Consider the following 21,361-nt stretch of genomic DNA (forward strand, 5'->3'; position numbering starts at 1 on the left):
TCCCGACGCCGGACTACGACCAAGCCCTCAACAGTGAGGTGCGGCGATGGATCTGAGGCACTATCGAACCCTGGGACGCTCGGGTCTGGCCGTGAGCCCCCTTGCGCTCGGGACCATGACCTTCGGCGCCGCCCGCTGGGGCAGCGACGCGACGGTCTCGGCGGCCATCTTCGACCGTTACGTCGAAGCGGGCGGCAACTTCCTCGATACGGCCGACGTCTACGCGGGCGGTGCGAGCGAGACGATGCTCGGCGACCTGATCGCGGCGCGCGGTCTGCGCGACCGCCTGGTCGTCGCGACGAAGTCCGGCTTCCCGCGCGCGCAGGGCACGCCGCTCGCCGGAGGCAACAGCGCGCGGAACATCCGCTCCGGTCTCGAGAGCTCCCTGCGCCGTCTCAGGACCGGCTGGATCGACCTGTACTGGACCCATGTCTGGGACCGGACCACGCCGCCGGAGGAAGTCCTCCGGGCGCTGACCGACGCCGTCGCGCGCGGCGACATCCTGTATTACGGATTCTCGAACGCGCCCGCTTGGTACGCCGCGCAGATCGCCGCGCTGGCCCGTGCCCACGGCCTCCCGGAACCCATCGGCCTGCAATACGCCTACTCGCTGCTCGACCGGGGCGTGGAACTCGATGTGCTGCCCGCGGGCCGCGCCCTCGGGCTCGGGCTGGTGCCCTGGAGCCCGCTGGCGGCCGGCCTGCTGACCGGCAAGTACGGCCGCGAGAAGCTCGCTCAGGCCGGTCCGGCAGGCTCGCTCCCGGACCGGGCCGGCGACGCGGCCGAGGGCGGCAGCGACGGCCGGCTCAACGGCGACAACCCCTTCGGCGGCATGCTGTTCACCGAGGCGAACTTCGCGGTGGTGGACGTGCTGCGGGCGGTCGCCGCGGACGTCGGCCGACCGATGGCGCAGGTGGCGCTGGCCTGGGTCGCGCGGCGCCCCGGCGTCGCCTCGGTCCTGGTCGGGGCGAGCCGCCCGGAGCAGCTGGCGCAGAACATCGCCGCCCTCGAGGTCGTCCTGACGCCCGAGCAGCAGTCCCGCCTGGATGAGGCCGCGGCTCCGCCGCAACTCAATCCCTACTTCATCTTCGAGCTGCCGACTTCGCGCATCTTCGGCGGTGAACGGGTCGAGGCGTGGTAGGCCCACGTCCGGGGTCGGCTCGGGGGATCGAGACCGGGCTTGCCGGTGATTCCCGTCACTCCGAACGCGCCACCTGGGTGCGGAACAGCGTCGCGAGGGTCCGCAACGTCCTGTTGTGCGGCTCGGCCAGGGACACCGTGTAGGCGCCCGGATCGATGTTCGGGACGGAGGCGGTGATGCGCACCGTCCGCTCGTCGATCTTGAGGACGGGCGCCCGCCACGTCTGACCGTTGGTGCCGCGAAACACCGCCAGCGTGTCCTTGCCGAGCCGGGGCGCGGTCCCGGGGAACGCGACTTCCGCGGCCCAGAGCTGCCCCGGCGACACGCGGAGCGCGTCGCCGGCATCCGGCAGGCTGTGGTGCAGATCCGGGACGTGCGGCGGCCCGCTGACGAGATGGCGCGGCTCCGGAACGAAGCGCGCCGGCGGCTCGGTGTCGGGGGCGATGAAGATCGAAGCGACGTCTTCGAGGATGCGCAGGCTACCGTCGGCGATCTGGACGATCGCGAGCGCGTAGCGTCCGAAGGACATCCCCGCGACGTCGATCTGGCCGGTGAAGCCGGACGTCGCGGCGGCGGGTTCACCGTACCACTTGGCCACGTCCGGACGGAGATCGCTCTGCAGGGCGACCCACGATGTCCCGGTGCGACCCGTCAGCCGCAGGTAGATCGCCTTCGGCGCCGGCCCCGAGACGTGCAGCCAGCCGCGCAGGAACACGGAAGCCCGCGCGACGACCGACGAGAGATCCAGGCTCCGGTTAAGGCGCTCGTCCGTGCGCAGCACGTCGAGGCTCCAGCCGCACTCGCTGCGCCGGACCGGCCTCAGCGTTAGACGCCGGAACGCGTCGGGCATCTCCGGAACCGGGCGCGCGCGCGCCGCCGCCATCACGGTGGGCGACGCCTCCGGCGCTCGGGCCGCCTCATCCCACGCGATCGCCGCGCTGGTCCAGGAGGCGGCGTTCGTCCGGTATCCCAGGGTCTCGAGCCGCAGGTCGAAACCGTGCCGCAGGTGGCTGGGAACCCGTCCGTGGCGCAGCGGCCGCGCCTCGATCAGGCGCTCGTAGAGGGCGCGGACCGACCCGAGGTGGCCGTCGGTGTCGGGGAAGGATTTCCGGCCGATGGAGGCCTGCATCCGGGCGAGGCGGGCGCGATCGTAGTGTAGCGCGATGAGGCGCGCGCGGACGGCGCCGGCATCGTCCGGCGGGACCTTGAACCCGTCGATCCCGTCCTCGACGCGCTCGGCCAGGGCCCCGATATCGGCGACGATCGGGACCAGGCCCGCCTGCCACGCCTCCGTCAGCGCGATGACGAACGTCTCGGGCCAGGTCGAGAGGTGCAGCGAGACATCGCAGCCGGCCAGCAGGCCGCCGATCGCGTGCTGCTCGTATGCGCCGGTCACGGTGACCTGATCCGGTCCGAGGCCCGCGACCGCCTCGCGGTACGGGTCGTCGATGCGGCCGATCACCTTGAAATGGATGGGATAGGCCTCGCAGCTCCGGATCAGGTTGATCGCCTGCTGGCCGCCCTTGTGGGCCGCGAGATTGCCCAGGATCGCCACGGTCAGCCGATCGCCGTCGCGCCTGCGCCTGGACACCGGCCGCGCCCCGGCCGGCGCGGTGTTCGGCGCCACCATCGGGATCTCGACGATCCGGTCGGCGGGGATGCCGGGGAAGTAGCGCCGGAGGTACTCCGCCGTGGCGGGCGTGCTCGTGACGAAGGCGTCGATCGCGTCGGTCACCAGGGTCATCATGCCGTCGCGGCGCGCCTTGGAGCCGGGCGGATACTGGTTTCCCGAGACCAGGCACGCGTCGCACTGGTCCGCCCCGCGATTGACGACGTCGCAGAACCGGCCGGTCTGATCGAGCAGCAGCCAGCGCTCGCAGATCAGGAAATGGTCGTGCAGGTGGTAGACGGTGGGTATGCCGCAGGCCCGCGCGATCAGCGGCAGCGACAGCGGGACGTGCATCAGGTGATGGATGTGGACGAGGTCGACCTGATGGTCGAACAGCAGTCTCTGGAAGATCCCCTCCACGAACGGGTCCGTCGAGAGCGGCGGCGTGACGGGACCGCAGGCGAAGCTCTCCGCGATCCCCGGGCCCTCGAGCCGGAGCGACCAGCGCCCGTCGCCGAAGACGGAGAAGAGGAACAGGACGCGGTACGGCTCGCCGAGCTCGGTCAGCAGTTCCTGATAGACCTCGACCCCGCCGCCGGGACGATGCCCCATCCGGTTGTGGGTGAGCATCAGGACCGTGCGGGGCGCTGACGGTTCGAGGGGGGGCCGGCGCGTCTGCGTCCGGCGCCGGTCGATCACCGCGTCCAGGATCGTCGCCACGCGATGGTCGTAGAGGTGCTCGGCGCGGGTCCGCGCCTGCGCGGCGCGCGCGCGCGCGATGCGGACCTCCGGTTCGGTCAGGGCCGTCAGGATCGCCTCGACCGCACCGGCCTCGTCGTCGCAGAGCGCGATCTCGGCGCCCGGCGTGTAGTAGGCGGCCGTCTCCGGCTCGGGCGAGACCACGACCTGGTAGCCGCCGGCCAGCGCCGTCTCGAACAGCCGCGGCGGCGGCGTCGAACCGGTCGCCTGATCGGCGCGCGCCGCCGAGAAGATCCGGGGCAGGGTGAGCACGACGCGACTGCGGTTCGCCAGGAGGGCGAAGTCGCGGTTGCCGCAGCGCCAGTCCGTGACGAGCGCCTCGTCCTCCAGCTCCGGCGGACCGATATGCGCGTTCCACGGCAGCGCCAGCTTGAACTTCACGTCCCGCGGCAGCTTGGCCGAGAGCGCGTTCAGGGTCGCGACCCTGTTCGGCCACGCCGTTCCGATGAAGAGGAGGTCGTAGCGGTAGCGCGCGTCGTCCTCGAGCACCGGGAGATCGTGGAAGAGCGAGGAGGCGCCGAGGGCGAGGTGGTGTGCCCGGCCTCCGTAGGCCGGGACCGTGGCAAGGTCGTTCGTGAAGACCAGATCGAAGACCCCCGACCCGCGCACGTTCGCTTCGCGCTCGTACGGATCCTCCGTGGTCCAGAGCACGCTGGTCCGAGCGAGCCCCGCGAGCCGACCGACCAGGGGCGCGTGCGCCCGCGCGCCGCCGAAAGCGATCAGCGTGTCGAGACCCTGCTCGACGAAGGCGGCCAGGGCATCGCCGTGCCCGCCGACATGGACCCGGCCGACCGCGGGATGCCGGCGCAGCGCGTCCGCGATGGCGAGCACGAGGTAGCGGTTGTGGGTCTGCGGCTCGGTGTCGAGCAGCAGGATCGACAGGTCGGACATGCGCGGTCTCGTCCGTCTCAGCGGCGGCGTGATCAGGCCGGGACCGTCAGGCGGCTCAGGTCGAGCAGGCGCGCCGCGCGATGCCGGTAGGTGTGCTCGCGGAGCGCCCGCGCCTGCGCCCGGCGCGCGATCGCCTCGATCGCGCCGGGCTCGTCGAGCGACCGCTCGATGGCGCGCGCGATATCGGCCGCGCCGTCCACCAGCAGGATCTCCGTGTCCGGCTCGAAATGCGCGCAGATTTCCAGGCCGGTGACGAAGAACAGCTGCGCCGAGCCCGACAGGGCGACCTCGAAGGTGCGCGGTCCCGGCGTCGCCTGCGGGAGCGACAGCCGGCGATTGGCCACGTCGAGGTCGCGGCCGATGTTGAGCGTCAGCCGCGCCGCCGCGGCGTAGTCGGCCATCTGCGCCGGCGTGAGGCGGCGGTTCACCGCGCATTGGAGCGTGTCCGGCCACTCGGCGCCCAGGATCTCCACGACGTGCCGGCACAGGAGATCGTCGATCCGGCGCATCAGGGCGACGCGGTTCGGGTAGGCGACGCCGCAGAAGAACAGGACTGTCTCCCGCTCCGCCACCGGGGCGATCGGCCGGAAATGCCGGTCGGGCGCCGCGGCCAGCGGCAGGTGGTGGACGTCGGGGTGCCGGTAGTGCTGCGCCGCCCAGGAATCGTTGCTCACAACGATGTCGGCGTAGAGTTCCGCCTTGAAGGCGTAGTCGAACTCGTACGGGTCGTCCGTCAGCCAGAAGATCAGGACGGCACCCACGGCGTCCGCGGCCCGCCGAAGCGCGCGCAGATCCGCCAGGTCAGGCACGAGACTTCCGACCGCGATCACGACATCCGGCCGGGTCGCCCGAACCGCCGCGACCGCCAGTTCCAGAGGGGTGTGTCTGACGCGCTCGGCGCCGAGCAGTTCGGCGAAGCCCTCTGCCAGATCGCTCCGGATCCCGGGATTCCTGTTGAGCGCATCGGGGAAGGTGCTCGTGACCAGGACGTGCGGCCCGGCCAACGAGATCGCGCTGACGAAATTCATCCCTCGTGACCTCGGCGAGACGGGCCAGTTTTAATTGCAGGTTAATGCCAATTGTAAGTAGACACGCAACTGTCGCATGTCCATTTCGTCGATTAATTTCCCCCAACCACTTGGCGATTGGGTAATTCCGGGCAATTTAATGTTGGCAATCAGGAAGTATGGCACGGGATGAAGTGGCAATAGGCGCGCCGCACCCGCCGCGCGAGCCCTGCGCCGAGGCGTTGCGCCCCTTCCTGCCGTGGTTGACCGGCACGCTCCTGCTGCTGGGCCCGAAGCCCGACGCGGGGAGCCGCGCGCGCTGGGCTTCCGACGCCACCCTCGTCACCACGGCGGATGGCGCCGACCTGCCGGCTTCCACCCTCTTCGATGGCGTCGTGCTGACGGGGCTGCTGTCGTGTCGCGACGACGGGGGCCGGGACGCGCTCGACGCGACGATCGCCTGGGCCCAGGAACGGCTGCGGCCCGGCGGGCGGCTGATCCTCGTCATCGACAACGCCCTCTCGCTCCACGGACTCGCTGCGGGCTCCGAGACGGTGGGGCAGCGCGGCTTCCCGAGCCTCGAGGGACGCCTCAGGTCGGACGGCCTCCGGCTGCCCACGCGGGCAGGCCTGAAACGGTCCCTGCAGGCCCGCGGCCTGGCCTATCAGGAATGGTGGTTCCCGTTCCCGGGGCGGGAGGAGCCCGTGAGCTTCATCGCCGAGCGGGGCCTCGCGCGGCCGGGCGGGTTCGATCCCGGACTGCTCGCGATCGGCGCGGCCGGGCCGGATCCGGCAGCCCGCGCGGGCGCGCTGTTCTCGCCGCGGCGCGCCTGGGCGACGGTGGCGGAGCAGGGGCTCATCGGCGATCTGGCGCCCGCCTTCGTGATCGCGGCATCGGCGGAGCCGCTGCCGCCGGACGACCGGCTGGCGATCCACGCGGGTTTGCGCCGCCGGCCGGAATTCGAGCGGCTGGTGACCTTCGCGGAGGCCGGGTCGCAGATCGCGGTGCGCCGCGCGCGCGCGTATCCCGACCTTCCCGCCGCGGTTCGAGGCGTCACGAACCTGTTGCCGTCGGAGACCTACGTGCCGGGCTCCCTCTGGTCTGAAGTTCTCGAGGCGCGGCTGGCGCGGGAAGGCTGGTGCCCGGACGCCGTCGCCGCCTGGGCCGGAACGTGGCTTCAAGCCGTCTCGCGCCGCTTCGCGGCGGGAGCGTTGCTCGAGACCCAGACGATCCTCCCGGGACCGGCCCTCGACGCCATCCCGAAGAATCTCGTCTCGGGCGCCGACGGCACGTTCATAGACCTGGAATGGGAGCTCGGGGTCCCTCTGGACGCTGGCCACCTCGCCGTGCGGGGCTTGGTCAACGCGCTGACCGATGCGCGAGACTGGCGTCCCGGCGGGCTGTCCACGCTGACCCTTCTGGATGCCCTGCGCGCCCTGCTGCCGCGACTCGGGCTGGCTCTGGACGATGCGCAGCTCGCCGACCGGCTGGCCCGGGAAAGCCGTTTCCAGACGATCGTCAGCGACCGGGTGACGGAGCGCGGCCTGGACTGGGCGGCGGCGACGCGCCTGCCGGTCGGCGAAGAGACCCGGATCGACGCGGATCCGCGCGCTGCGCTCGCGGAGGCCTCCGCGGAGATCGCGCGGCTGCTCGAGGAGAACGCGGCCCTGCGCGCCGCGCGCGCCGCCGACGCCGCCGCGCACGAGGCCGCCGCGCGCGAAAGCGTCCGCCGCACCGACCGCGTGATCGCCTACGCGGCCGAGATGCACCGCGCGCGCGACCACCTCCAGGACACCCTCGACGCCCGCCGCGCTTCAGCCGGCGACGGCAGCGGCCTGTCCCTTCGCCTCCTGCGTCTCATCAGAGGAACCCCGTGATGCGGCTGCTCGTCGCCTGTGACCACCTGGCGCTGACGGGCGGCCTGCTCCGGTTCGAGCGGGTCGGGCGGGTGCTCGCGCGTCGCGGTCACGCGTTCGCGTACCTGACTCTGGGCACCGGCGAGGACGGGTTCGAGACGCGGCTGCCAGTCCTGCACCGCGAGGACGCCGCGCGCGCGAGCTGGGACGCCGTCATGGTGCCCGGCGGCGGCTTCCCGGATGCCACGATCGAGGGATTCGTGGACCTCCGGGCCCCGAACTTCGGCGCCCGGATCCAGCACCTCCTCAACGCGCCGGTGCGGCGCGACGCCTACGCGCGCGTCACGCGGACCCTCGCGCCCGACCTCGTCGTGGCGAACAACGACCACTGGGACGACGCCGCCCTCCAGGCCCTCGGCCTGCCGTGGCGGCGCCTCGTCGGTGCGGTCGATAGCGGGCTGTTCGCGCCGCCCGTCTCGCCGCCCGCGCGCGGCGCGCGGCGCCGGCTCGGCGGCATCGCCAACAAGCGCCCCGCCGCGCAGCTCGCGGCGCTCGACAAGCTCGGTGACGCGTGGGCCCTGCACTGGTTCGGACGGCCGGACTGGGGGCTGGTGGGCGCGCGCGCCGATCTGGTGGCGTCGGGCCGCCTCGTCGTGCACGGGCCGCTGCCCGAGTCCGACCTGCCCGCGTGGTATCACGGGCTCGACGCGTTCTGCAGCGCGGAGGCGCATGCCGGCTGGTGCAACCCGGCTGCGGAAGCGATGGCCTGCGGCACGCCGCTCGTCTCGACCGTGCACGGCACGCTGGCTTTCGCCGAGGACGGCGTCACGGCCCTGGTGGTGCCGGACGGTCCGGACGCGGCGCTGGGCGCGGCCATCGCGGAGGCCGTGGACAGGATCGCGACCGATCCGGCCGGCGCCGCGTCCCGGGCCGAGGCGGGACGGGCGCGGATCCGGGCGCTCGACTGGGACACCTACGCGGACGGTCTGCTCGCCGTCGTCGCGGAGGCGATCGCGCTGCGGGCGGGCCGGACCGATGCGGTGCGCCCGTCCGGCCCGCCGCGCGAGACCGCGCTGCGCCTCGCCGACCTCGCGAGCCGGGACGGGCCCCTGCCGGAGGATTTCGACGCCCTCGGCTATATCCGGCTGCACGCCGACCTCGCGGCGCTGTTCGAGCACGCGTGGCAGGGGCAGCTGCACTACCTCGAGCACGGCCGTCGCGAGGGCCGCATCTACCCCTCGAACCTGACGCGGGCCCAGCAGAAGGCCGCCCAGGCCTCGCGGATCGCGCTCGCGGTCGACGGGCTCGACGGCTCCGGCAAGTCGAGTATCGCGCGGCACGTCGCCGAGGCGCTCGGCGCCACGGTGCTCAACCCGTTCAGCGGTCCGGTCGGCGCCATCCTGGTCCACCTCGCCCGGACGGGGCAGCACGTGCTGGCCGACGACGTGGCGCACGCGGCCGTGGCGGCGGCGATCGCCAACGCCCCGCCGGGACCGGTCGTGTTCGACCGGCACTGGTTCACCGCCTCGCAGCTCCTCTCGCCGGCCTTTCGTCCGGGCTGGGAGCCGCGCCCGTTCACCGTCATGTGCTGGGCCGACCGTCCCACCACCATCGCCCGCATGGTCGCGCGCGGCGTCCCGAACCCGTCGGAGCACATGACCGAGGCCCGGATCGCCGGCTATCGGGCGCTCGCGGAGGAGTTGCGGGTGCCGCTCCTCGACACGTCCCGCATCGCGCCGGAGGAGGGGGCCGCGCAGGTGCTGGCGATGCTGGGCGAGAGCGGCCACACGGCGCGGCGCGCGTGATCGCCGCCTCGCGGCGCGGCCTGTATGGTCGCGTCTCGGAAGCGGGTGGCCACACCGGCCATCGGCGTCGCGGGAGGGCGGGGCGATCGTGTTGAAACTCGCGCGCGGCGACCGTGGCCGGAACGTCCTGCTGCTCGGCATCAGCCTCCTCTTCGTCGCCGCCGGCCTCGGGATGATCGCCACCGGCGCGGATGGCGGCGTCACGACGACGGTGTTCTTCGGCGTGTGCGCGGCCGTCGCCGTGTGGCAGCTGCGGCCGGACCTGCTCGAATCCGAGAGCCGGTCGGCGGGGTCGCTGGCGGCGCAGTTCCCCGGCCCCGTGATCCTGCGCGCCTCGGTGCGGAAACTCCTGTTCTTGGCCCTGATGGCCGCCGGCTTCGGCGGCGTCACGCTCTGGATGGTGCTGCACGAGGCGCCCTCCACGGCGATGCAACTGCTGCTCTGGCCGGGCGTCGCGCTCTTCCTCGGCGGCGTCCCCTTCCTCATCCTGACGGCGATCCGCGGCTCGGCGCTGCACCTCGACGAGACGGGCTTCACCGTCGTGCAGCTGGGCCGCGCGCGGCACGTCCGGTGGCGTGACGTGAGCGTGTTCGAGCCGGTCTCCATGCCGGGTTCGGGACAACGCCTCGTGACCTTCGATGACGCGAACGCCGGCGCGACGCGCCTCGGGGCGATGAACCGGCACCTGATCGGGCGCAACGCGGGTCTGCCGGACAGCTACGGGCTGGATCCCGACGCGCTCGCCAGCCTGCTCACGGCCTGGCGCAAGCGGGCCCTGCAGCGGGAGGACGATGGCTTCTGAGGCGCTTCGTTGGCTGCGCCCTGGCGACGAGGTCGCGGTCGGACGGCGCGCCTCAGCGCGTGACGATGCCGGGCTCCTGCCGACCGGGACGGGGCTGCACCACGAGGAGACCCGCCGAGTAGATCAGCGAGACGAGGAGCGCGACCGTCAGCGCGAGCGCGGCACCGTAGGGCTGGATCATCAGGTGGAGTGTCAGCAAGGTCAGGCCGAAGCCGAACACCCCGCGGATCGCGACGCTCGCCAGCCGCGCCATCGCCGCCCCGCCGATGCGGCGATGGAGGATGACGAAGGCGCTCGTCATCGTGACCGGGAAGGCGGCGATGACCCCGGTCCTGGCGGGGCCCAGCGCCGTACTCAGCGCCAGGAGGGCCGCGACGAACAGCGCGACGGCGCTCGCGCGGATCAGCAGATCCAGCGGGCGCGGCCGCGCGACGACGGTGCTCCGCACGAGGGTCGCGCGCACGACGTGCCGGGTCGAGAGCGCGCCGGCCCCGTAGACCAGGGCGTTCAGCAGGAACGCCGTCGTCGGCGTCCAGGTGAGTGCCGAGACCGGCAGGGCCGCCGCGAGCCACGCGAGGATCGCCGGCCCGAGGGTGGCGGTCATGTCCCGGCCGGCAGCCCGGTGGGCGTAGACGATCAGGAACAGGCCCGTCGCGGCGTTCGCCGCGAAGCCGTTCAGGGCCGCCCCGGCCACGAAGGCGGCGTCGTGCTCCATCGCCATGAACACGTAGGCCGGCCCCGCGGAGACCGGCAGGCTGACGACGAGCGCGCCCCAGACCGGTCCCAGCCATTCGGCCAGGACGGAGGCGAGCACCACCACGGTCCCTGAGGTCAGCGCCCGGATCAGGGCCGTCAGCCAAATCGCCGCCAAGGTCGTTTCCCGCGCGTCGCGCCGCCGACCCGGGCCGGCATCGGAGCCGCGCCCTCGCTATCATGGGCGGCCTGTCCGGGCCAAAGCACCCGGCTGGCGAATCCGCCCGTCTGAAACCGGTCGCGGCGACCCGCGAGCGCCGGTGCGCCCCCGGAACCGGGGCGGGCGACCTCAGCCGACGGCGCGCGCGGCTTCCCGGACCTGGCGGGTGGCCGCGTCGACCTGCTCGTTGGCCCGCGCGATCGCCGCCATGCCGCCCGCGATGGTCCCGACCCCGCGGGCGGCCGTGTGCATGCTGCCGGAGATCTCCTGGGTCACCGCCGACTGCTCCTCCACGGCCGCCGCGATCGCCGCCGAGATCTCGTCGAGCGCCCGGATCGTGCCCTGGATCGAGCCGATCGCCGCCACCGCCTCGCGCGTGGTGGTCTGCGTCGTGGTGATCTGGTCGCGGATCTGATCCGTGGCCTTGGCGGTCTGCTCGGCCAGCGCCTTCACCTCCGACGCCACGACCGCGAAGCCCTTGCCGGCGAGGCCCGCCCGGGCCGCCTCGATCGTGGCGTTGAGCGCGAGCAGGTTGGTCTGGGCCGCGATGCCCTGGATCATGGTCACGACGTCGCCGATCTGCGCCGCCTGCCCGCTCAGGCCCTCGACGATCGTGCTGGTGTGCCGGGCCTGCTCGACGGCCTCGCCGGCCATCCGCGCCGCGTGGCTGACCTGCTGGCTGATCTCCCCCACCGAGGCCGACAGTTCCTCGGCGCCCGAGGCCACGCTCTGGATATCGCCGGACACCCGCCCGGCGAGGTCGACGGCCTCCGCGGTCCGGCGGCTGGCGCCCTCGACGGCGGTGCCGATCGCGTCGAGGTCGACGCCGATCGCCCGCTGCGCCGCGACGCGCCGGTGGCGCTCCTGGACCTGCGCGGTGATGTCGGCGGCGAACTTGACGACCTTGAGGACGCAGCCGCTGGCATCGAGGATCGGATTGTAGGTCGCCTGGATCCAGACGTCACGGCCGCCCTTGGCGATGCGGCGGAACTCGCCGCCCGCGAACTCACCCCGGCCAAGGCCCTCCCAGAACGCGCGGTAGCCGGCACTCGACCGCTCGGCCGGGTCGACGAACACGCCGTGGTGCTGGCCCCGGATCTCCTCCAGGCGATAGCCCATCGTCTCGAGGAAGTTGCCGTTGGCCTCCAGGATCGTGCCGGCCGGATCGAAGGCGATCACCGCCTGCGACCGGTGCAGCGCCGCGATCTGACCGGCGTAGTCGAGCATCAGCAGCTTCTGCGCCGTGATGTCCGAGGCGAACTTGACGACCTTCACGACGCGGCCCGCGCGGTCGAGCACCGGGTTGTAGCTCGCCTGCACCCAGACGTACCGGCCGCCCCGGGCGATCCGCTTGAACTCGGCGACCTGATGGGTGCCCTGCCGCAGGGCGTCCCAGAAGGCGTGGTACGCGGGTGTCTCCCGATGCGCCGCCTCCACGAACAGGGCGTGACGCTGGCCCCGGATGTCGGGCAGGGCGTAGCCCATCATCGTCAGGAAATTGGCGTTGGCCGTGATGATGGTGCCGTCCGGCTCGAACTCGATGACGGCCTGTGAGCGGTCGAGGGCATCGAATTTCGCCGCCAGATCTTCACGACCGCGCAGGGCGCCGAGCATTATCCCATCCCTTCTTGTCATTGCCGGGATCCCGAGTGCGAACACGCGGTTCTTCTTGGGATCTGCCGCTGATTTACTGTCACGGCATGACGGCCTCGCATAATGATTGCGCACAATCGTGAACGATGACTTAAATCTGAACGGCACAATAGTTCGAGATTGGGAGGGTCTGGGATAGTGCAAAACTACCAGAGGAGTAAATTTTTACGCAATCTTCGATCTCAGTGCCGGTAAACTATACAATCGAGAGTACGGATTTCGACGCCGAGATCCGGTGCCGTCATGCTCTCAGGTTGCACGGAAGTTCATATGATAACGTAGAATAGGATTTCTGGTCTTCGCTGCCGGATCGGCGCACCGCGACGCGATGCAGCTGGATGCCACGCACCGGCACGATTCGACCGACCCGACGCCCGCGGTCGAAGGGACGCGGCCGGCTCCGTCAGATGTAGGTCGAGGCCAGCGCCGGCGAGCCGTCCAGGGCGTGGGCCAGCCTCTCCAGCCCGTGGGCGATCTGCTGCCGGGTCGAAGGGCCGCCGAGGCAGAGGCGGACGGCCTCGGGCGGCGTCCCCGCGACGCAGAAGGGGTCGCTGCCGACCACCCCGAGACCCGCCGCACGGCCCTGGCTGGCGAAGGCCGAGCGCGTCCATCCCGCCGGCAGGGTGATCCAGACATGGAAGGCGTGCGGGTCCGCGACGTAGGACTCGGCGGGCAGCAGCGCGGCCGCGAGGCTCTGGCGCGCGGCCGACTCGGCACGGACGAAATCCACGATGGCGTCCGCCGTCCCGTCCGTGATCCAGCGCGTCGTCAGCGCGGTCGAGATCGGCGACGCCATCACGGTGGCGGCGCGCAGGGCGTCGCCGAGGGGCAGGGCGGCCCGCGCGTTCGGGGCGATCAGGAAGGCGAGGCGAAGGCCGGCGCCCAGGCACTTCGCGACGCCCGCCACGTAATAGGTGATCTCGGGCGCCAGTTCGGCGAAGCTCGGCGGCGGTGCCGGGCAGATGCGCGCGTAGGCGTCGTCCTCGATGATGGTGACCGCGTAGCGGCGGGCCGTCGCGATGACGGCCTCGCGCCGGGCGCGGGACAGGGTCGCGGTGGTCGGGTTCTGCAGCAGGGGATTGAGGTAGAGCGCCTTCGGCGCCCCCCGCGTGCAGGCGGCCGCGAAGGCGTCGGGGTCGAGCCCGTGGCGGTCCATCGGCAGGCCGACGAGGCGCAGGCCCCGGTGCGCCGCGAGGGTCCGGATGCCCGGATAGGTGATGCGCTCGGCGCAGATCGTGTCGCCCGCCTGCGCGACCTGTCCCAGGATGCTGGACAGGGCGCTGTGCGCGCCGGGGCAGATCAGGAGGCGCTCGCGCGCCGCCGCGATCCCGCGACCCGCGAGCCAGCGCAGCGCGGCCTCCTTGTCCGCCTCCGTCCCGCCGAAGCCCTGGTAGCGCAGGAGGTCGGCGAGATCGCCCGAGAGTTCCGCGAAGGACGACCGCATGCGGGCCCGCAGGCCGGGCAGGTCGGGTTCCGGGGGCAGGTTCATGGTGAAGTCGACCGGTCCCGGCCGCCGGGGAAGGGCTGGCCCAGCGGTGCGGGCGGCGTCCGCCGGGTCGACCACGAAGGTGCCCCGGCCGACCCGGCCCTCGATCAGGCCGCGCCTGTGGGCCTCGACGTAGCCGCGGGACACGGTCGTGAAGTTGAGGTCGAGCGTGGCGGCGAGCGCGCGCTGGGTCGGCAGGCGCGTGCCCGGAAGCAGGTGGCCGGTCCGGATGTCGTCCGCCAGCGCGTCCGCGATGGCCAGGTAATGGGGCTTGCCCCAGCGCCTGAGGTCCGGCGTCCAGATACCGGCCGCGTCGCCCCGGTCGACCGACCGTCCTCCCCGCCCGCCAGCCTTCATCCGTCCAGCACCCGCGACCTGAAAACCGATCAATGATCGATTGTATGGCTTGCAAGCGCCGTACCGGGCGCGTGACGGCCTATCACGGCGCGACCGATGCGTGCAATGCGTACAATACTCGTCGCCGAAGCGCGCGTCATCTGGCGACGACGTGCGCAAATCCTGATGATGAATTGTGCGTCGTCGAGTAGAACCGGGCGGATCGACTTCGCTCAATTGATCGTATCATTGTATGCATCGCAGGGCGCGTTATTGAATGCATTCCTGACGGCTCCGATCTGGCACATGGCTTGCCATCCGACTGTCTGAACGTGCGCAGCACCCCCTGCCGCGGGTCAGACCATCGAGGAGCGTGAGCAATGCCTGCCGTGAACCGCGAGCCGCACAAGAAGGGCGACGTCCTGGTCGACTACGAGGAGAAGGTCTTCGAGGACGTGAAGGCCGAACCCGGCCAGAAGGCCCTCGTCACCTTCCACACCGTGGCGTTCGAGGGCTCGATCGGCCTCGTCAACCTGCTTCAGGCCACCCGCCTGCAGCGCAAGGGCTTCGAGACCTCGATCCTGCTCTACGGCCCCGGCATCACCCTCGGGGTCCAGCGCGGGTTCCCCCGGCTCGGCGACGAGGCGTTCCCGGGCCATCTCAACTTCAACAACCAGCTCGAGAAGTTCATGGCCGAGGGCGGCAAGGTCTACGCCTGCCGCTTCTCGACACAGGCGCTGTACGGGCACAGTGAGGCGGCCTTCATCGAGGGTATTCGCATGATCAACCCCCTCGACGTGCTCGACTGCATCCTCCTGCACAAGCGCGACAACGCGGTGATCATCGACACCTGGACCGTCTGACGGCCGCGCCAACGCCCCCGGCGGCCGCGCGCGACGCGCGCAGCCGCTGGCTCAGCCGGAGGACCACCCATGTCAGAGACCCGGATCGTGCGGGCTGCCGCCATCCAGATCGCGCCGGACCTCGACCGCCCGGACGGCACCCTGGAGCGCGTGCTCAACGCCGTCGACGAGGCCGCCGCCAAGGGCGCGCGCTTCATGGTCTTCCCCGAGACCTTCGTGCCCTACTATCCCTACTTCTCGTTCGTTCTCCCGCCCGCGCTCCAGGGGCCCGAGCACCTGCGCCTCTACGAGCGCGCGGTCGCCGTGCCGGGTCCGGTGACGCAGGCGGTCTCCGCGGCCGCACGGCGCCACGGGGCCGTGATCGTGGTCGGGGTCAACGAGCGCGATCACGGATCGCTCTACAACGCGCAGCTGATCTTCGACGCGGACGGCGCCCTGAAGCTCAAGCGCCGGAAGATCACGCCGACCTACCACGAGCGCATGATCTGGGGGCAGGGCGACGGCGCCAGCCTCGCCGTGGTGGAGACGGCGGTCGGCCGCGTTGGGGCGCTCGCCTGCTGGGAGCACTACAACCCGCTCGCCCGCTACGCCCTGATGGTGGGCCACGAGGAGATCCACGCCGCGCAGTTCCCGGGCTCCCTCGTCGGCCAGATCTTCGCCGATCAGATGGAGGTGACGATCCGCCACCACGCCCTGGAAGCGGCCTGCTTCGTGGTCAACGCCACCGGCTGGCTCACCGACGCGCAGGTCGCGCAGGTCTGCCCGGACGAGCGCCTGCGCGGCGCCTGCCGCGGCGGGAACTGCACCGCCATCGTGTCGCCCGAGGGCAAGCACCTCGCCGATCCCCTGGGACCGGGCGAGGGCATCCTGATCGCCGACATGGATCTCGCGCTGGTGACCAAGCGCAAGCGGATGATGGACTCGGTCGGCCACTACGCGCGGCCGGAGCTCCTCAGCCTGCTCCACGACGACCGCCCGGCCGCCTTCGTGCAGCGGCCGGCCCGTTCGCAGACCGCCCCCCGGAGCCCCGACCATGAGCAGCAGCCCGCTTCCGACGCGCCGTCCCATATCCCCGACGGCCCCGACGGGCCTGATCGGGATGCCGACGGAGCGCCTGATCAACGCGTTGCAATCCTGCGGCGTTAGGCTCGCCGACAGCCGCGCCGGCGCGCCGAGCCGCCGCGGCGGCGCCGGCCCCTCGGACCACAAGGCGATGACCATCGCGGGCCGCACCGTGATGGTGCCGGTCCACACCGAGGCCGCCTTCGACTCGCCCTTCCTCGTGCGCCCGCCGGACGCGGACGGGATCGCGGTGATCGAGCACGCGGGCGTTGTGGTCGGCCACGTCACCTTCCCGGGCCGCCCGCGCTTCTACGCCCTCTCCACCTTCGACGGTGTGCCCTACGCGAAAATCGCCGTCCTGCACGGGCGCGACGTGCTGGCCACCACGGTGCTGCAAACCTGCATTCGCTACCAGAGCCGCGCGAAGACCTGCCAGTTCTGCTCGATCGGCCAGTCGCTGGCGGCCGGCCGCACGGTGGCCCGCAAGACACCCGAGCAGCTCGCCGAGGTCGCCCGCGCCGCCGTGCTGCTCGACGGCGTGAAGCACATGGTCATGACCACCGGCACGCCGAACGCCACTGACCGCGGCGCCGCGATCCTGTGCGAGAGCGCCTTCGCGGTGAAGGCGGCCGTCGACCTGCCGATCCAGGCCCAGTGCGAGCCGCCCGACGACGACCGCTGGTTCGAGCGGATGAAGGCCTCGGGCATCGACGCGCTGGGCATGCATCTCGAGGCCGTCACGCCCGAGGTGCGGGCGCGGATCATGCCCGGCAAGGCGGGCGTGCCGCTGGAGCGGTACTACGACGCCTTCGCGGCCGCTGTCCCGATCTTCGGGCGCGGCCAGGTCTCCACCTACATCCTCGCCGGCCTCGGCGACGCGCCGGAGGCGATCCTCGCGATGGCCGACCGGCTGATCGGGATGGGCGTCTACCCGTTCGTGGTGCCCTTCGTGCCGATCTCCGGCACGCCGCTGGAGAGCCATCCGGCCCCCGGGCCCGATTTCATGCACGCCGTCCTGAAGCCGCTCGCGGAGATGCTGCGGCGGGCGAACCTGCGCTCCACCGACATCAAGGCCGGCTGCGGCCGGTGCGGTGCCTGCTCGGCGCTCTCCACCTACGAGCGCGCGGGGGAGGCGGCCTGATGTTCGACCCCGTTCCGCCGTACCGGCCCAGCCACTTCCGGGTAAAATTCGCGGTCGCGCCCTGGGAGCGGCGCGCCTGCGCGGCCCTGCGGCGGCAGGTCTTCTGCGCGGAGCAGGGGATCTTCAGGGCGGACGATCGCGACGCGATCGACGCGCACGCCATCCCGGTCTGCGCCCTCTCGACGCTCGGCGGCGACGCGGACGCCGTCGTCGGCACCGTGCGGATCCACGAAGACGGCGCGCGCCCGGGAACGTGGTGGGGCTCGCGCCTCGCCGTCGCCAAGCCTTTCCGCAGCGCCGCCGCCCTCGGCACCGGCCTCATCCGGGTCGCGGTGTCCTCGGCCCACGCGCGGGGCTGCACCCGCTTCCTTGCGCATGTCCAAGAGGGCAACGTCGCGCTGTTCGAGGCCCTGCACTGGGAGAGCCTCGACGCGCTGGACCTGCACGGGCGGCCCCACCACCTGATGGAGGCGGACCTCGCGGCCTACCCGCCGATGCACGATCCCGAGCACGGCCTCCTCACCTTCCGCAGGGCCGCGTGACCGCCGGGATCGACGTCCGGGCGCTGGCCCGCCAGATCCGCGAGGCCCGCGGGGTCGGCCACAAGCGCGACATCGACGCGGTGGTGCGGCGGCTCGGGCTCGGGAGCCGGCACGCGGCCGTGCCGGTCGGCGACGATTGCGCGGCGATCCCCGACGGCGACGGGCACCTGCTGCTGGCCATAGAGGGCTTCCTCGACAGCTTCGTGGCCGACGATCCGTACTTCGCGGGCTATTGCGGGATCATGGTCAACCTGAGCGACGTCGCCGCCATGGGCGGGCGCCCGCTCGCCGTCGTCGACGCCCTCTGGGCCCGGGAGGCCGGGGCCGCAGACCCGATCCTGGCCGGCCTGTCCGACGCCGCCGCGCTCTATGGCGTCCCGGTGGTCGGCGGCCACACCAACACCCGCGCGGCCGCCAGCAACCTCGCGGTCGCGGTGCTCGGCCGGGCGGGACCGCGCCTGCTGACGAGCTTCGACGCCGCGCCCGGCGACGACCTCGTCGCCGCCATCGACCTGCGCGGGCGCTTCCGCGACCCGCACCCCTACTGGGACGCCTCCACCGGCGCGCCGGGCGCGCGGCTGCGCGGCGACCTCGCCCTGCTGCCGGGCCTCGCCGAGGACGGCCTGGCCGGCGCCGCCAAGGACATCAGCATGGCGGGGGTCGTCGGTACGGCCCTGATGCTGCTCGAATGCTCCGCCGTCGGCGGCGTCATCGACCTCGACGCGATCCCGCGTCCCGACCACGTCCCGCTCGCGCGCTGGCTGACGGCGTTCCCGAGCTTCGGCTACCTCGTGAGCGTCCGCCCCGACCGCACGGCGGCCGTCACCGCGCGCTTCGCCGAGCGCGGCATCGCGGCGGCCCGGATCGGGGGCCTCGACGCCGGCCGGGCCGTCCGGCTGCGGGACGCCTCGGGCGCCGAGGCCGTCGTGTGGGACTTCGCCGCCGGCCCACTGATCGGCTGCGGCAGGGACGGACCGGGGGCGACGCCGTGAAGCCGCTGCGCGTCGCCCTCCTGACCCACTCCACCAACCCGCGCGGCGGCGTCGCCCACTGCCTCGCCCTCGCCGAGGCCCTGTGCGAACTCGGTCACGCGGCGGTGGTCCACGCGCCCGACCCGTCCGGCCGCGGGTTCTTCCGGGACGCGTCCTGCGCGACCGTGGCGGTCGCCGCCGAGCCGGTCGCGGGCGGGACGACCGACCTCGTGCGGGCCCGCATCCACGACTACCTGCGCCACTTCGCGAGCCCGGCGGCCCGCGACTTCGACGTGTTCCACGCCCATGACGGCATCGGCGGCAACGCCCTCGCGACCCTGAAGCACCGGCGCCTGATCCCGGGCTTTGTCCGGACCGTCCACCACGTCGACAGCTTCGCCGACCCCGTCCTCGCGGGCTGGCAGGACCGCGCGATCCGCGAGGCCGGCCGGCTGCTCTGCGTCAGCCGCCTGTGGGCCGACTGGATCCGGGACGCGATCGGCGCCGAGGCCGGGATCGTCGGCAACGGGGTCGACCTGTCGGTCTATCGCCCCGTGGCCGCGGAGGGCGACGCGGCTCTGCGGGCGCGCTGGGGGCTCGGCGCGGGGCCGATCGTCCTCAGCGTCGGCGGCCTCGAGGAGCGCAAGAACAGCCTCGGCATCATCGCGGGGTTCGCGCGCCTGCGGACGCGCCACCCGCACGCCCAACTCGTCGTCGCGGGCGGCGCCTCGCTCCTCGACCACACCCGCTACCGCGAACGCTGCCGCGCCACCCTCGTCGCCGCGGGTCTGGACGTGGGCCGCGGCGCGGCCGTCATCGAGACGGGGCCCGTCGCGCAGGCCGACATGCCGGCGCTCTACCGGACCGCGGACCTGCTGGCCTTCCCGTCCTGGACCGAGGGGTTCGGCCTCTGCGTTCTGGAGGCCATGGCCTGCGGAACGCCGGCGATCGTCTCCGACCGACCGCCCTTCAGCGAGTACCTGACGCCGGCCGACGCGCTGTTCGTCGACCCCGCCGACCCCGACAGCATCGCTGGAGCCATGGCGGCGGCGCTGGAACCGCGGACCCGCGCCCGCCTGCGGGCGGCGGGGCTGGAGCGCGCGGCCGCCCATTCCTGGCGCGCCTGCGCGACGCGTCACCGCGCCGCCTACGCCGCCTGCGCCCGCGGCGCGTCAGCCTTCACGGAGTTGCAGCCATGACGACAACGACCCGTCACGTTCCCGTCGCCGTCGTCGGCGGCGGCCAGGCCGGCCTCTCGGTCAGCTACCACCTGAAGCAGCGCGGCATCGCGCACCTCGTCTTCGAGAAGCACACGGCCGCGCACACCTGGGCAACGCAGCGCTGGGACACGTTCTGCCTCGTCACCCCGAACTGGCAATGCGACCTGCCGGGCCACCCCTACGACGGGCCGGACCCGGACGGGTTCATGAGGAAGGACGAGATCGTCGCCTACCTGAAGGCCTTCGTTGCCAAGGTGCGGCCGCCGCTCCGCGAGGGCGTGGCGGTCACGCGCGTGGCGCGGCGCGACGACGGCGTGTTCGCGGTCCGGACCTCGGAGGGCGACTACACCGCGGACGAGATCGTGGTGGCTTCCGGCGGCTACCACACGCCGATCGTCCCGCGCATGGCCGAGAAGCTGCCGCCCGCGATCACCCAGATCCACTCGAATCAGTACCGGAACCCGGCGCAGCTGCCCGACGGCGCGGTCCTGGTCGTGGGCTCGGGGCAGTCCGGCGCGCAGATCGCCGAGGACCTGCATCTCGCCGGACGGCAGGTGCATCTCGCCGTGGGCGACGCGCCCCGCTGCGCCCGCTTCTACCGCGGCCGCGACGTCGTCGCATGGCTCGCCGACATGGGCTACTACGAGAAGACCGTCGACGATCACCCGCTGCGCGACGGCGTCCGGGACAACACCAACCACTACGTGACCGGCCGCGACGGCGGCCGGGACGTCGACCTGCGCCGCTTCGCCCTGGAGGGCATGGCGCTCTACGGCGTCCTCGAGGACTACGCGGCGGGCGCGCTCCGCTTCCGGGACAACCTCCGGCCCGCGCTCGACCAGGCCGACCGGACCTACAACGGCATCAACGCGGCCATCGATGCCCATATCGACGCGGCCGGCATCGCGGCGCCGGTCCAGGCGCCCTACGCTCCGGTCTGGGAGCCGGGCGAGCCGGTCACCGCGCTCCCCCTCGAAGGGTCCGGCATCGCCAGCGTGGTCTGGTGCATCGGCTTCGCGCCGGATTTCCGGTGGCTCGACGCGTCCGTGTTCAACGGCGCCGGCCAGCCGAAGCACAGGCGCGGCGTCACGGCCGAGGCGGGCATCTCCTTCATCGGCCTGCCCTGGCTGAACACGTGGGGCTCGGGCCGCTTCGGCGCGGTCGGCCGCGACGCCGAGTACATCGTGCAGGTGATCGAGGCGCGTCTCGGCGCCGGTGCGGTCGGCCTGAAGCGGGCGGTGTGAGCCGAATCATCATCCGGTCGAACCCGGGCGAAACCTCCCCTCAGTCATCCCGGCATTCGG

Annotated in this window: 16 protein-coding genes; 11 read left to right on the forward strand and 5 right to left on the reverse strand. The window is 72.5% G+C overall.

What is annotated here, in order from left to right:
• Positions 1 to 91 precede the first annotated feature (91 nt).
• The gene (locus tag BM419_RS01315; protein ID WP_244540679.1) at positions 92 to 1,141 is read left to right on the forward strand and encodes an aldo/keto reductase; all 1,050 of its coding nucleotides are present in this window, start codon (positions 92 to 94) and stop codon (positions 1,139 to 1,141) included.
• Positions 1,142 to 1,196: 55 nt separating this feature from the next.
• On the opposite strand, the gene BM419_RS01320 is transcribed toward BM419_RS01315, so the two are convergent.
• The gene (locus BM419_RS01320; RefSeq protein ID WP_091924445.1) at positions 1,197 to 4,400 is read right to left on the reverse strand and encodes a glycosyltransferase family protein; all 3,204 of its coding nucleotides are present in this window, start codon (positions 4,398 to 4,400) and stop codon (positions 1,197 to 1,199) included.
• A gap of 32 nt (positions 4,401 to 4,432) precedes the next feature.
• Positions 4,433 to 5,428 (reverse strand): glycosyltransferase family protein, encoded by a 996-nt coding sequence (locus BM419_RS01325; protein WP_020091609.1) that lies wholly within the window; start codon positions 5,426 to 5,428, stop codon positions 4,433 to 4,435.
• 158 nt (positions 5,429 to 5,586) lie between these two features.
• Here BM419_RS01325 and BM419_RS01330 point away from each other — a divergent pair, with 158 nt between their 5' ends.
• The 3 genes from BM419_RS01330 (at position 5,587) to BM419_RS01340 (ending at position 9,870) form a co-directional block, all read left to right on the forward strand.
• Positions 5,587 to 7,284, forward strand: coding sequence for a hypothetical protein (locus BM419_RS01330; RefSeq protein WP_026604694.1), 1,698 nt, complete (start codon positions 5,587 to 5,589; stop codon positions 7,282 to 7,284).
• The gene (locus BM419_RS01335; protein WP_026604695.1) at positions 7,284 to 9,068 is read left to right on the forward strand and encodes a glycosyltransferase; all 1,785 of its coding nucleotides are present in this window, start codon (positions 7,284 to 7,286) and stop codon (positions 9,066 to 9,068) included. The genes BM419_RS01330 and BM419_RS01335 overlap by 1 nt, the downstream gene beginning before the upstream one ends.
• A gap of 88 nt (positions 9,069 to 9,156) precedes the next feature.
• Positions 9,157 to 9,870: a hypothetical protein gene (locus tag BM419_RS01340; RefSeq protein ID WP_234081050.1), complete on the forward strand. Its 714-nt coding sequence runs from the start codon at positions 9,157 to 9,159 to the stop codon at positions 9,868 to 9,870.
• A 52-nt stretch (positions 9,871 to 9,922) separates the two neighbouring features.
• On the opposite strand, the gene BM419_RS01345 is transcribed toward BM419_RS01340, so the two are convergent.
• The 3 genes from BM419_RS01345 to BM419_RS01355 form a co-directional block, all read right to left on the reverse strand.
• Positions 9,923 to 10,741 carry a hypothetical protein gene (locus BM419_RS01345; protein ID WP_020091612.1) on the reverse strand — a complete coding sequence of 273 codons (819 nt, stop codon included), beginning with the start codon at positions 10,739 to 10,741 and terminating at the stop codon, positions 9,923 to 9,925.
• 171 nt (positions 10,742 to 10,912) lie between these two features.
• Positions 10,913 to 12,397, reverse strand: coding sequence for a methyl-accepting chemotaxis protein (locus BM419_RS01350; RefSeq protein ID WP_091924448.1), 1,485 nt, complete (start codon positions 12,395 to 12,397; stop codon positions 10,913 to 10,915).
• A gap of 442 nt (positions 12,398 to 12,839) precedes the next feature.
• Complete coding sequence (locus tag BM419_RS01355) at positions 12,840 to 14,279, reverse strand: aminotransferase-like domain-containing protein (protein WP_042672883.1); 1,440 nt, start codon at positions 14,277 to 14,279, stop codon at positions 12,840 to 12,842.
• A gap of 359 nt (positions 14,280 to 14,638) precedes the next feature.
• Here BM419_RS01355 and BM419_RS01360 point away from each other — a divergent pair, with 359 nt between their 5' ends.
• The 7 genes from BM419_RS01360 to BM419_RS01390 all read left to right on the forward strand — a co-directional run bounded on the left by BM419_RS01360 (position 14,639) and on the right by BM419_RS01390 (position 21,301).
• A complete protein-coding gene (locus BM419_RS01360) occupies positions 14,639 to 15,121 on the forward strand; it encodes an MSMEG_0572/Sll0783 family nitrogen starvation response protein (protein WP_020091615.1) in 483 nt (160 codons plus the stop codon).
• A gap of 69 nt (positions 15,122 to 15,190) precedes the next feature.
• Positions 15,191 to 16,267: a Nit6803 family nitrilase gene (locus BM419_RS01365; RefSeq protein WP_042672882.1), complete on the forward strand. Its 1,077-nt coding sequence runs from the start codon at positions 15,191 to 15,193 to the stop codon at positions 16,265 to 16,267.
• A complete protein-coding gene (locus tag BM419_RS01370) occupies positions 16,221 to 17,324 on the forward strand; it encodes an MSMEG_0568 family radical SAM protein (RefSeq protein WP_091924450.1) in 1,104 nt (367 codons plus the stop codon). The genes BM419_RS01365 and BM419_RS01370 overlap by 47 nt, the downstream gene beginning before the upstream one ends.
• The gene (locus BM419_RS01375) at positions 17,321 to 17,866 is read left to right on the forward strand and encodes an MSMEG_0567/Sll0786 family nitrogen starvation N-acetyltransferase (RefSeq protein ID WP_042672886.1); all 546 of its coding nucleotides are present in this window, start codon (positions 17,321 to 17,323) and stop codon (positions 17,864 to 17,866) included. The genes BM419_RS01370 and BM419_RS01375 overlap by 4 nt, the downstream gene beginning before the upstream one ends.
• Positions 17,863 to 18,858 carry a sll0787 family AIR synthase-like protein gene (locus BM419_RS01380; RefSeq protein WP_042672881.1) on the forward strand — a complete coding sequence of 332 codons (996 nt, stop codon included), beginning with the start codon at positions 17,863 to 17,865 and terminating at the stop codon, positions 18,856 to 18,858. The genes BM419_RS01375 and BM419_RS01380 overlap by 4 nt, the downstream gene beginning before the upstream one ends.
• Positions 18,855 to 20,036, forward strand: coding sequence for an MSMEG_0565 family glycosyltransferase (locus tag BM419_RS01385; RefSeq protein WP_042672879.1), 1,182 nt, complete (start codon positions 18,855 to 18,857; stop codon positions 20,034 to 20,036). The genes BM419_RS01380 and BM419_RS01385 overlap by 4 nt, the downstream gene beginning before the upstream one ends.
• Complete coding sequence (locus tag BM419_RS01390) at positions 20,033 to 21,301, forward strand: MSMEG_0569 family flavin-dependent oxidoreductase (protein WP_091924454.1); 1,269 nt, start codon at positions 20,033 to 20,035, stop codon at positions 21,299 to 21,301. Before BM419_RS01385 ends, BM419_RS01390 begins: the two co-directional genes overlap by 4 nt.
• The last annotated feature ends 60 nt before the right edge of the window (positions 21,302 to 21,361 follow it).

It is taken from the genome of Methylobacterium sp. yr668 (genome assembly GCF_900116245.1).
GTDB lineage: Bacteria > Pseudomonadota > Alphaproteobacteria > Rhizobiales > Beijerinckiaceae > Methylobacterium.